This window comes from Pseudomonas sp. FP198, from assembly GCF_030687895.1.
Taxonomy (GTDB): Bacteria; Pseudomonadota; Gammaproteobacteria; order Pseudomonadales; family Pseudomonadaceae; genus Aquipseudomonas.
In genome coordinates this window covers 5,607,808-5,619,479 of record NZ_CP117452.1, presented here as the reverse complement: position 1 = coordinate 5,619,479, position 11,672 = coordinate 5,607,808, and the positions used below count along the sequence as shown (strand labels likewise).

At 61.8% G+C, this 11,672-nt stretch carries 9 protein-coding genes; all 9 read left to right on the top strand.

What is annotated here, in order from left to right; all coding sequences use genetic code 11:
• Positions 1 to 345: 345 nt before the first annotated feature.
• The gene (locus PSH78_RS25515) at positions 346 to 1,695 is read left to right on the top strand and encodes a TolC family outer membrane protein (RefSeq protein WP_305497597.1); all 1,350 of its coding nucleotides are present in this window, start codon (positions 346 to 348) and stop codon (positions 1,693 to 1,695) included.
• Between the two features lie 36 nt (positions 1,696 to 1,731).
• Positions 1,732 to 3,888: a type I secretion system permease/ATPase gene (locus PSH78_RS25510; protein WP_305497596.1), complete on the top strand. Its 2,157-nt coding sequence runs from the start codon at positions 1,732 to 1,734 to the stop codon at positions 3,886 to 3,888.
• Positions 3,878 to 5,245, top strand: coding sequence for an HlyD family type I secretion periplasmic adaptor subunit (locus PSH78_RS25505; protein WP_305497595.1), 1,368 nt, complete (start codon positions 3,878 to 3,880; stop codon positions 5,243 to 5,245). The genes PSH78_RS25510 and PSH78_RS25505 overlap by 11 nt, the downstream gene beginning before the upstream one ends.
• A gap of 348 nt (positions 5,246 to 5,593) precedes the next feature.
• Positions 5,594 to 6,496 carry a TauD/TfdA family dioxygenase gene (locus tag PSH78_RS25500; protein ID WP_305497594.1) on the top strand — a complete coding sequence of 301 codons (903 nt, stop codon included), beginning with the start codon at positions 5,594 to 5,596 and terminating at the stop codon, positions 6,494 to 6,496.
• Positions 6,497 to 6,533: 37 nt separating this feature from the next.
• The gene (locus PSH78_RS25495; protein ID WP_305497593.1) at positions 6,534 to 7,559 is read left to right on the top strand and encodes an ABC transporter substrate-binding protein; all 1,026 of its coding nucleotides are present in this window, start codon (positions 6,534 to 6,536) and stop codon (positions 7,557 to 7,559) included.
• Positions 7,560 to 7,564: 5 nt separating this feature from the next.
• Complete coding sequence (locus PSH78_RS25490) at positions 7,565 to 8,425, top strand: ABC transporter ATP-binding protein (protein ID WP_305497592.1); 861 nt, start codon at positions 7,565 to 7,567, stop codon at positions 8,423 to 8,425.
• A 12-nt stretch (positions 8,426 to 8,437) separates the two neighbouring features.
• On the top strand, positions 8,438 to 9,304 hold the full coding sequence (locus PSH78_RS25485) for an ABC transporter permease (RefSeq protein ID WP_305497591.1): 867 nt from the start codon (positions 8,438 to 8,440) through the stop codon (positions 9,302 to 9,304).
• A gap of 440 nt (positions 9,305 to 9,744) precedes the next feature.
• A complete protein-coding gene (locus PSH78_RS25480; RefSeq protein WP_305497590.1) occupies positions 9,745 to 10,233 on the top strand; it encodes a cell division protein in 489 nt (162 codons plus the stop codon).
• The gene (locus PSH78_RS25475) at positions 10,226 to 11,668 is read left to right on the top strand and encodes a TIGR01777 family oxidoreductase (RefSeq protein ID WP_305497589.1); all 1,443 of its coding nucleotides are present in this window, start codon (positions 10,226 to 10,228) and stop codon (positions 11,666 to 11,668) included. The genes PSH78_RS25480 and PSH78_RS25475 overlap by 8 nt, the downstream gene beginning before the upstream one ends.
• Positions 11,669 to 11,672: the final 4 nt, after the last annotated feature.

Genomic DNA, 11,672 nt, shown 5'->3' with positions numbered 1-11,672 from the left:
TACCACGTTCAGTAGACTTCCATGGACCCGACAGCCTCGTTGGCCATAGCGGTCTGGACGTTCATGCGCACAAAGGGATAATGTTTTGACGCTGGAAATATGACGATATTTTGACAGCTAGTTCAGGTTATTTTGTTTCTGCCAAACTATTGACCTTATGCTGGCCATCCTAAACAATCGCCCCTGTAATGTCACATTGATATTTAAGCGGCGACCTGTTCTTTCGGTGCGTGTTCCTGCCCCTGTTTTGAACTTTCCGACATACGGTCATTCCGGTTGCCATCATCCGATGCAGCGACACGTTTCGCTGTGATTCAAGACAAGAGTTTCGGGAATTTTCCAACCATGCTTTCGCACCTGTTCAAGGCTTTACCCTTCGCCCTGGCCGCCAGTTTCGTACAAGCACAAACCTTGCCGCAGGCCATGCAACAAGCATTGGATGTTCATCCGGAAATTCAGGCAGGCGTGAACAGCCGCCTGGCGGCGGACTATCAGCTGAAGGCGGCCAAGGGCGGCTACCTGCCTAGAGTGGACCTCGCAGCCGGTTACGGCCGTGAAGGCACCGACAGCGTGACGACCCGTTCGGGGAGTAACAATCATTGGGAAACCCTGAACCGCAGCGAATCGAGCCTGCGCCTGTCGCAAATGGTTTTTGACGGTTTTGCGACGTCCAGCGAAGTCGGGCGTCAACAAGCCAACGTCAGTGCTCGCGCCTATTCCTTGCTCGATGCCTCCGAGCGCACCGGGCTGACCGTCGCCCAGGTGTACCTGGACGTACTGACCCGCCGTGAGTTCGTGCGCCTGGCCGAGGAAAACCTCAAGAGTCATGAGCGCATTTTCGATCAGATCAAGCTGCGCACTTCCCGGGGCGTAGGTAGCGGCGCCGACCTGGACCAGGCCGAGGCGCGCATGGCCCAGGCCCGCAACAACCTGATCACCGAGCAGACCAACCTGGCCGATGCCGAGACCAACTACCTCAGCGCCGTCGGCCAATTGCCTGACCAATTGGAGCGCCCCGCCGACTTTCTGGCGTTGCTGCCGGCGAACCTGACCGAAGCCCGTGCCCAGATGCTGGAAAACAGCCCGGTGCTGCGCTCGGCCGAAGCCGACATTGCCGCCGCCGAGAAGCAGTACGAGGCCGCCAAGTCGAGCTTCTACCCTCGCTTCGACGCGGAACTGGGACGCACCGCCGACAACGACCTGGACGGCCAGAACGGCCACAACAATGAATGGCAGGCCATGCTGCGCATGCGCTTCAACCTGTACGCCGGTGGCAGCAACAAGGCCGACCTGGAATCCAAGTCCTACCTCTCCAACCAGGCGCTGGATATCCGCAACAACGCGCTACGCCAATTGAACGAAGAGCTGGGCCTGGCGTGGAACGCCCTGAACAACGCCAACGCCCAGGTGCCGATCGCCCAGCAATACGTGGATCGCAGTGCCAACGTGCGCACCGCCTACCAGAAGCAGTTCAGCCTCGGCGAGCGGACCCTGCTCGACTTGCTCGACAGTGAAAACGAGCTGTTCAGCGCCTCCCGCCGTCTGGCGGAAATCAAGAACGTGCAGCTGTTCAGCCAGTACCGGATCAAGGCGACCATGGGCCAGTTGCTGAAAAGCCAAGGCGTGGTCGCGCCGTTGGCATCGGTTGTGCAGACCGACGTGAAACCCAAGGTCCAGTTGCCTGGGATGAATTAAGCCATCCATCCGTTTTTCAGCGAAAGAGTGCCGAGCGTGGAATCAGAAGTCAGTCCAGTCGAACTAGTTCACGACCCGCGCACGCTGCACGATGACCCGCTGCTGGATGGTTTGCTGGCGCTCTGCATGCTGCACCAGAAACCTGCCAGCGCGGCGATGCTGACCACCGGCCTGCCGTTGCCCAAGCAACGCTTGAGCGTCGACTTATTGTCGCGCGCGGCGGCCCGTGCCGGTCTGCAAGGCCGGGTGTTGCAACGCAAGCTCGAACAGATCCCGGCCATCGCCATGCCGGCTCTGCTGCTGCTCAAAGAAGGCCGCAGCGCCGTGCTGCTGGGCTGGGCCGGTGACGACCAGGCGCGCTTGCTGCTCAGCGAAAGCGATGGCGGAGAGGTCACCGTCAGCCGCGAGCTGCTGGCCGATGACTACAGTGGCAAGGTTTTCTTCGCCCAACCGCAGCATAAATTTGACGTCAACCACGGCACGCTGATCCCACGGGCGCGTTCCTGGTTTCGCGACACCCTCAAACGCTCCCGCTGGCTGTACGCCGATGCAATCGCGGCCAGCCTACTGATCAACATCATCGCCATGGCCGCGCCGCTGTTCGTGATGAACGTCTACGACCGCGTGGTGCCGAACCAGGCCGAATCAACCCTGTGGGTACTGGCGGTCGGCATTACCGGCGCCTACATCTTCGACCTGATCCTGAAGATGCTGCGCAGTCTGTGCCTGGACCTGGCGGGCAAGAAAACCGACCTGATCATTTCGGCGACGCTGTTCGAGCGCATCGTCGGCATGGCGATGAAATATCGCCCGGCGCGGGTCGGCAGCTTTGCCCAGAACATCCACGAGTTCCAGAGCCTGCGGGACTTCCTTGCCTCGCTAACCCTGACCAGCCTGATCGACTTGCCGTTCACGCTGCTGATCTTCATGGTCATCGCGATCCTGGGCGGGCACCTGGTGTGGATTCCGGTGCTGGCGTTCCCGATCGCCTTGCTGATTGGCTATGCCTTGCAGAAGCCATTGGTAGCGACCATGGAACGAACCATGGCCCTGGGCGCCGAGCGCCAGTCCAGCCTGATCGAAACCCTGGCCGGCCTGGATGCGGTGAAGGTCAACAACGCCGAAAGTGAACGGCAGTACCAATGGGAACAGACCATCGGCACCCTCAGCCGCCTCGAGCTGCGCGTGAAGATGCTGTCCGGCCTGGCGATGAACATCACCTTGCTGATCCAGCAACTGGCCGGGGTGATCATGATCGTCTTCGGTGTCTACCAGATCATCGCCGGCAACCTGAGCATGGGTGGGCTGATCGCCTGCTACATGCTCAGCGGTCGAGCCCTGAGCCCATTGGCCTCGTTGTCGGGCCTGCTGACCCGCTATCAGCAGGCACGGGTAACCATGACTTCCGTCGACCAGATGATGGAGTTGCCCCAGGAACGCAATTTCGACGAGCGCCCGCTCAGCCGCAAAGTCCTGCAGGGCGCCATTGAATGCCGCCAGTTGAACTTTACCTATCCGAACCAGCAGAACGCCGCGCTGAAGAACATCAACCTGGTGATCAAGCCGGGCGAAAAAATCGGCATCATTGGCCGCAGTGGTTCGGGCAAAAGCTCCCTGGCAAAATTGCTGGTGGGGCTTTACCAGCCGGATGACGGCGCGTTGCTGGTGGACGGCGTGGACATCCGCCAGATCGACGTCAGCGAGCTGCGCTACAACATCGGCTACGTGCCCCAGGACATCCAGCTGCTGTCCGGAACCCTGCGCGACAACCTCACTTCAGGAGCCCGCTACGTCGAGGATGAATTGGTGCTTCAGGCCGCGGAGCTGGCAGGCGTACACGAGTTCGCCCGCTTGCATCCGCAAGGCTATGAACTGCAAGTCGGTGAGCGCGGGCAGAACCTGTCCGGCGGCCAGCGCCAGAACGTCGCCCTGGCTCGCGCGTTGCTGCTCAATCCACCGATCCTGCTCTTGGACGAACCTACCAGCGCGATGGACAACACCGGTGAAGAGCGCCTGAAACAACGCCTCGCCGCCGTGGTGGAAAACAAGACCGTGTTGCTGGTGACGCACCGGGCCTCCTTGCTGTCGCTGGTGGACCGCCTGCTGGTGATCGACCGTGGACAGATTCTCGCCGACGGCCCGAAAGCCGCCGTCATGGAAGCGTTGAAGAAGGGGCAGATCAGTGTTGCTTAAATCCGGTTTCAAGGGCGCTGTGGGTCGTTACTTCAAAGGTTCCGACTCGCTGCATGGCCAACCGCTGCCCGAGGTCAACAAGGCGCTGATCGAAGACGCCCCCCGCGTGGTGCGCCTGACGATCTGGGGGATCATCGGTTTTTTCGTGTTCCTGGTGCTGTGGGCCAACTTCGCCGAGATCGACGAAGTGACCAAGGGCGACGGCAAAGCGATCCCCTCGTCCAAGATCCAGAAAATCCAGAACCTGGAAGGCGGTATCGTCGCCGAACTGTTTGTAAAGGAAGGGCAGATCGTCGACGCCGGTGCGTCGTTGATTCGCCTGGACGACACGCGGTTTGTCTCCAACGTCGGTGAAACCGAGGCGGATCGCCTGTCCATGCTGTTGCGGGTCGAGCGCCTGAGTGCCGAGGTCGATGACCGACCGCTGAATTTCCCGGCCGACGTACTCAAGGCCGTACCGGGTCAGGCTGCCAGCGAAGAGTCGCTGTACATCAGCCGCCGCCAGCAGTTGCACGATGAAATCGGCGGCTTGCAGGAGCAGCTGATCCAGCGTCAGCAGGAATTGCGCGAGTTCGTCTCCAAGCAGGCGCAATACCGCTCCGGCCTGGCGCTGCAACGCCAGGAAATCAACATGTCCGAGCCGCTGGTTGCCCAGGGCGCGGTATCGCCGGTGGAAGTGCTGCGGCTCAAGCGTGCCGAAGTCGAGACCCGTGGGCAACTGGACGCGACGACGCTGGCAATCCCTCGCGCCGAGTCGGCGATCAAGGAAGTGCAGCGCAAGATCGACGAGACTCGCGGCAAGTTCCGCAGCGAGGCACTGACCCAGCTCAATGAGGCGCGCACCGACCTGAACAAGGCTCAGGCCACCGGCAAGGCTCTGGAGGACCGGGTGAGCCGTACCCTGGTGACATCGCCGGTGCGCGGCATTGTCAACAAACTGCTGGTCAACACCATCGGCGGCGTAATCCAGCCCGGCAGCGACCTGGTGGAAATCGTGCCCCTGGACGACACTATCCTAGTGGAAGCGAAGATCCGTCCCCAGGACATCGCTTTCCTGCACCCCGGCCAGGACGCCACGGTGAAATTCACCGCCTACGACTACACCATCTACGGTGGGATGAAAGCCAAGCTGGAACAGATCGGCGCCGACACCATCACCGACGAAGACAAAAAAACCACGTACTACATCATCAAGCTGCGCACCGAACGCAGCCACCTGGGCACGCCTGAAAAGCCCTTGCTGATCATCCCCGGGATGGTGGCGTCGGTGGATATCATTACCGGCAAGAAGACCGTGCTGAGCTACCTGCTCAAGCCCATCATCAAGGCCCGGGCCGAGGCGTTGCATGAGCGGTAAGCCCTAGGCTCAGTGCTCGTGGCTTTTGTGGCGAGGGAGCTTGCTCCCGCTCGGCTGCGCAGCAGTCGCCAAACCGGACAACGCGATCCGCCTGGAGAAATGCCGGGGCCTGCTCCGCAGTCCAGCGGGAGCAAGCTCCATCGCCACAGGACCGTGTTGCTCCCACAGCTTCTGCCATATGGTTATGCATTTTTAGTATTTAAATTAACCTTCTTATACCCTTAAAGTCATCCCCCTGCGTACCTGCCGACCAATCGGCGCGCCGCACGACACAAACCGACACGGTGACCCCGTGAGTTTTTGATCGACTGCGCGCCCATTCAAGCGCGCCGTGCGTGGGAGTGATGTATGCCAGCCGTCTCTTTTTCTGCAGATTCAAATGCCGCGGACATCGCGCCGCAATCATTCGAAGTACGCCCATTCAGCGGTGCCGTAGGTGCCGAGATCGTCGGGCTGGATCTGTCCCTGCCGATCAACGATGAGGATTTCGCGCGCATCCACCGCGCGCACCTGGACTATCACGTCGTGGTGTTCCGCGATCAGCGCATTACCCCCGAGCAGCACATCGCTTTCAGCCGCCGTTTTGGCGTGCTGCAAATCCATGTCCTCAAGCAATTCCTGCTGGCCGGGCATCCGGAAATTCTCATCGTCTCCAACATCATCGAGAACGGCCAGTCCATCGGCCTGGGAGACGCTGGCAAGTTCTGGCATTCGGACCTTTCCTATAAGGAACTGCCGAGCCTCGGCTCGATGCTCCACGCCCAGGAGCTGCCGAGCGAGGGCGGCGACACGCTGTTCGCCGACATGCACAAGGCCTGGGACGGTTTGCCCGAAGCACTGCGTAAAGCGATCGAGGGCCGTTCGGCTGCGCATTCCTACACCGCGCGCTACAGCGAAACCAAATTCGAAGGCAACTGGCGCCCGACGCTGACGCCTGAACAGTTGGCGCAGGTCGCCGAAGTCGTGCACCCGATCGTCCGCACCCACCCGGAAACCGGGCGCAAGGCGTTGTTCGTCAGCGAAGGCTTCACCACCCGCATCGTCGGCCTGCCGGAGGATGAAAGCCAAGCCATCCTGGCCGAGCTGTATGCCCACAGCGTGCTGCCCCAGAACATCTATCGCCATCAATGGCAGCCCCACGACCTGGTGTTCTGGGACAACCGCTCGCTGATCCACCTCGCCGCCGGTTGCCCTAGCCATCTGCGCCGCAAGCTGTATCGCACCACTATCCAGGGCGACGCCCCTTTCTGATCGGCTGCGCAACGCGCAAAGAGCCCGGAGAATCACCATGTCCAAACGCATTGCTTTTGCACCGCTGGCTGCGGCTATCGGCCTGGGGTTCAGCTTGCTCGCCGGCAGCCTGGTCGCGCCGGCCAGCGCCCAGGCCGAGGGCGAGATTCGCATCGCCGAGCAGTTCGGCATCGTCTACCTGCTGCTGAACGTGGTCCGCGACCAGCAATTGATCGAGAAGCACGGCAAGGAGGACGGCATCGACATCAAGGTCGACTGGACCCAGCTGTCCGGCGGTGCGGCGGTCAACGATGCGTTGCTGTCGGGCTCCATCGACATTGCTGGGGCCGGCGTCGGGCCGTTGCTGACGGTCTGGGACCGTACCCGTGGCAAGCAGAACGTCAAGGCCGTGGCCTCCCTCGGCAACTTTCCCTATTACCTGTTGAGCAACAACCCGAACGTCAAGACCATCGCCGACTTCACCGAGAAGGACCGCATCGCGGTGCCGGCGGTGGGCGTGTCGGTGCAGTCGCGTTTCCTGCAGTACGCCGCCGCGAAGCAGTGGGGCGACAAGGCGTTCAATCGCCTCGACAAGTACACCCTGGCCGTCCCGCACCCGGACGCCACGGCCGCGTTGATTGCCGGCGGCACCGAGTTGACCGGGCATTTTTCCAACCCGCCGTTCCAGGACCAGGCCCTGCAAAACCCCAACGTGCATGTGGTGCTCAATTCCTATGACGTGCTCGGGCCGAATTCGCCCACGGTGTTGTTCGCCACCGAGAAATTTCGCGATGAAAACCCGAAGACCTACAAAGCTTTCGTCGAGGCGCTGACTGAAGCGGCCGAGTTCGCCCAGAAGGACAAAGGCGCGGCGGCGGACATTTACCTGCGGGTGACCAAGGCCAAGATCGACCGGGCGACTCTGCTGAAGATCATCGAGAACCCACAGATCGAATTCACCGTCACGCCAAAAAACACCTACCCGCTCGCCGAATTCCTCTACCGCGTCGGCGCCATCAAGAACAAGCCGGCCTCCTGGGAAGACTATTTCTTCCAGGACGCCAAACCGCTGCAGGGGAGCTGATTGTCATGAACGCGCCATTGCAAGGCCACGCGGCCAGCAACGCCACCCGCACCGACACCGCGCTGTTGTCGGTGGATAACGTCAGCCTGGAATACCGCACCCCGCAAAGAGTGGTGCGGGCCACCCATCAGGTGAGTTTCGAAGTCGATCCGGCGGACCGCTTTGTATTGCTCGGCCCGTCCGGGTGCGGCAAGTCCACGTTGCTCAAGGCCATTGGTGGTTTCATATCGCCGTGCGAGGGCGAGATTCGCCTGCAAGGCCAAACCGTCAACGCGCCAGGGCCGGACCGGATCGTGGTGTTCCAAGAGTTCGATCAACTGCCGCCGTGGAAGACCGTCAAGCAGAACGTGATGTTCGCGCTGCTGGCGTCGGGCACGCTCAAACGTCGCGAGGCCGAGGAGCGGGCGCTGCACTACCTCGATAAAGTCGGGTTGGCAGCGTTTGCCGATGCTTATCCGCATACCTTGTCCGGTGGCATGAAGGCCCGTGTCGCGATTGCCCGGGCGCTGGCGATGCAACCGAAGATCCTGCTGATGGACGAGCCCTTTGCGGCGCTGGATGCGCTGACCCGCCGCAAGATGCAGGAGGAATTGCTGCTGCTCTGGGAAGAGGTGCGCTTCACGCTGCTGTTCGTTACCCATTCCATCGAAGAAGCGCTGGTGGTGGGCAATCGCATCCTGCTGCTCTCACCGCACCCAGGGCGGGTCCGGGCGGAAATCCACAGCCATCAATATGATCTGCACAGCCTTGGCGGTGTCGGGTTCCAGCACACGGCGCGGCGGATTCATTCGCTGCTGTTCGAACAAGGCCAGTCGCCGGATGCCGAACGCGAGCTGGGTTTTGCCGACATTCGTATCGCGTACTGAGGAGAGCGTTTCATGAGCCAGTTATCGCCTGCGCGCGAAGAATACGAAGTCGATCTGCAACCGCTGACCCACGTACCGCTGGAGCGGGAGTTGCCCCTGGGCCAGCGCCTTTGGCAGCAGGGTTGGTTGCGTAAATGCTTGATCCTGGTGGTGCTGGCGCTGGTGTGGGAGGGCGTGGCGCGTTACCAGAACAACGACCTGTTGCTGCCGAGCTTTTTGCAGACTGCCAGCGCGCTGTATGACGGTTTGCTCAGTGGCGAGTTGCTGGGCAAGGTGTGGATTTCCCTGGTGGTGCTGCTCAAGGGTTATTTGCTCGGCATCGTCCTGGCGTTTGGCTTGACGACCCTGGCGGTGTCGACGCAGTTGGGGCGTGACCTGCTCAGCACCCTGACGTCGATGTTCAACCCGTTGCCGGCCATCGCGCTGTTGCCGTTGGCGCTGTTGTGGTTCGGCCTGGGGCAGAACAGCCTGATTTTTGTATTGGTGCATTCGGTGCTGTGGGCGCTGGCGTTGAACATGTATGCGGGGTTTCTCGGCGTCTCGGAAACGCTGCGCATGGCCGGGCGCAACTACGGGCTCAAGGGCCTGCGTTTTGTACTGTTCATCCTGATCCCGGCGGCGCTGCCGTCGATCCTCGCCGGGCTGAAAATCGGCTGGGCCTTCGCCTGGCGCACCCTGATCGCCGCCGAACTGGTATTCGGCGCCACCAGCGGCAAGGGCGGCCTGGGCTGGTACATTTTCCAGAACCGCAACGAGCTGTACACCGACAAGGTCTTTGCCGGGCTGGCGGTGGTAATCCTCATCGGGCTGCTGGTGGAGAACCTGGTATTCGACAGCCTGGAGCGGGTGACGGTGAAGCGTTGGGGGATGCAAAGGTAAGCCATTCCGTGGCGAGGGAGCTTGCTCCCGCTCGGCTGCGCAGCAGTCGTAAAATCAGGCAATGCGGTGCCTGAAGGAATGCTGGGGCCTGCTGTGCAGGCCAGCGGGAGCAAGCTCCCTCGCCACGGGGTTTTGGGTTGTCTGGGCTGGCGCCTTCGCGAGCGGGCTCGCTCCCACAGGGTGCTTGGCGTCGTCGTGGATATTTCAGCCGACACTGACCCAATGTGGGAGCGAGCCTGCTCGCGAAAGCGGGCTTCAATTCAGCACAGGCCTCATGAAGAGCAACCTCAAGCCGATCCCCTCGCCACAACGGTGTTCGGCTCAGGTTCAAGCGCTCCAGGCAGCGAATTTTATTTATCGCTGTCCGGCCCATTAGCCAAATAAAACGCCTTCCTTTTCCATTAGACTTGCCGCCTCCAAGCAAGCCTTCAGGACACGGAATGCCAGTCCCTCCCAGCCCCCTTCGCAACGCCTTGGTCGTTTGGCTGTACGCTGCGGCCCTGATGCATCTGCTCGCCGGCCTCGTGCTGACCTGGGCCGGTCACTCCGGCTTGCTCGATGATTACCTGAACACCATCGAGCAGGCGTTCTGGGGGGCGGACATCGTGCCGGTTACCGTCCGCACGCAACAAGTCTGGTGGCTGGCGCTGTTCGGCGCCACGTTGCAAAGCTATGCGTTGTACATGCTCGCCCTGGTCCATCTCGGTGATCGCCTGAAAAGTGCCGTGCCCTGGGGCTGGCTGATCGTCGGCATCCTGCTCTGGGCGCCTCAGGACATGCTGGTTTCCGCCCAGGCGCGGGTCTGGTCGCACCTGTGGTTCGACAGCTTTGCACTACTTGTTCTACTGCCGCCGCTGTTCTGGCTTTATCGCCATGATCGCCGCACCGCCCTGACCGACACCACATCGAGTGAGTCGAACCATGCCTGATTTTTCACCGCTGGACTGGGCCGTTGCCCTGCTGATCGCCCAGGCCATCCTCGGTGCGCTGGATACCTTGTATCACCACGAACTCACCGTCGCCTTGCCCTATCGCCACAGTGCGCGGCTGGAACTCTCCATCCACTCCTTGCGCTCGTGTTTCTACGGGATCCTCTTCCTGGGTATCGCGCATCTGGCCTTCGAAGGGACATGGGCGATCGTCATCGCGCTGCTGTTCGTCCTGGAGATCGGCCTGACGCTGTGGGATTTCGTGGTCGAGGACCGTAGCCGCAAACTGCCGCCCATCGAGCGCATCATGCACACGGTGCTGGCGGTCAACGGGGGGGCTTTCTTCGCGCTGTACGGCGTGCAACTGGCGCAGTGGGCGAGTCTGCCGAGCGGCCTGAGCGCCATCGACCTGGGCTGGCGCGGCTGGCTGCTGACCCTGTTCGCCATCGGCGTCACGGCCTCGGGCATTCGCGACGGCTTGGCCGCCTTGCGCATGCAGCGCCAGGGCAAGCCGGGCAACCCGTTTGCCGGTGGTGCCTACAAGCGCGTGCTGGTCACGGGTGGCACCGGGTTTATCGGCGAGGCCCTGGTCAACCAGTTGCTCGACGCCGGGCATACGGTCAGCGTGTTGGCCCGCGATCCATTGAGGGCGGCCTATCTGTTTGACGGCCGCGCCCGCTGCCTGCGTTCGCTGGGCAAGCTGGGCCATGACGAAACCTTCGATGTACTGATCAACCTGGCGGGCGCGCCGGTAGCCGGGCCCCGCTGGAGTTCCAGGCGCCAGGCGCAACTCATCGCCAGCCGGGTCGATACCACCGAAGCCTTGATGACATGGTTGAAGAACGCCCGGCACAAACCGGCGTTGTGGGTTCAAGCGTCGGCCATCGGTTTTTATGGCGTGCGCGACGCCAGCGAAAGCCTCGATGAAAGCGCCAGCCAGGGCGATGGTTTCATGGCCGAACTTTGTTCGCGCTGGGAAGCCTCAGCGCGGCCCGCAACCGAGTTGGGTGTGCGACAGGTGGTGATGCGCCTGGGGGTGGTGTTCGGTCCGGGCGGTGCGTTGCTGCCATTGCTGATTCCGTTTCGCCTGGGGTTCGGCGGCCGGATGGGCGATGGTCGGCAAATCATGAGTTGGGTGCACCGCGACGATGTGATCCAGGTGATCGCCCGTGCCTTCGAGGACGAAAGCCTGAGCGGCACCTACAACCTGGTAGCGCCGGAAACGGTCAGTCAGGCGCTGTTCGCCGAACGCGTCGGCCAGGCGCTCAAGCGCCCGGTGTGGTTCCACATCCCGGCCGCGCCGGTGCGCGCCCTGGCTGGAGAGATGGCCCAGCTGTTTTTCGACGGCCAGCGCGTAGTACCCGATCGTCTCGTTCAGGCCGGTTATACGTTCCGTTACCCGACACTCGACGCTGCCCTGCGCGACCTGGCCTGAGGAC

Bases quoted from the DNA above. Each gene is read 5' to 3' on its own strand.
- PSH78_RS25515 (WP_305497597.1), top strand. From the start codon at position 346: ATGCTTTCGCACCTGTTCAAGGCTTTACCCTTCGCCCTGGCCGCCAGT.
- PSH78_RS25500 (WP_305497594.1), top strand. From the start codon at position 5,594: ATGCCAGCCGTCTCTTTTTCTGCAGATTCAAATGCCGCGGACATCGCG.
- PSH78_RS25495 (WP_305497593.1), top strand. From the start codon at position 6,534: ATGTCCAAACGCATTGCTTTTGCACCGCTGGCTGCGGCTATCGGCCTG.
- PSH78_RS25490 (WP_305497592.1), top strand. From the start codon at position 7,565: ATGAACGCGCCATTGCAAGGCCACGCGGCCAGCAACGCCACCCGCACC.
- PSH78_RS25485 (WP_305497591.1), top strand. From the start codon at position 8,438: ATGAGCCAGTTATCGCCTGCGCGCGAAGAATACGAAGTCGATCTGCAA.
- PSH78_RS25480 (WP_305497590.1), top strand. From the start codon at position 9,745: ATGCCAGTCCCTCCCAGCCCCCTTCGCAACGCCTTGGTCGTTTGGCTG.
- PSH78_RS25475 (WP_305497589.1), top strand. From the start codon at position 10,226: ATGCCTGATTTTTCACCGCTGGACTGGGCCGTTGCCCTGCTGATCGCC.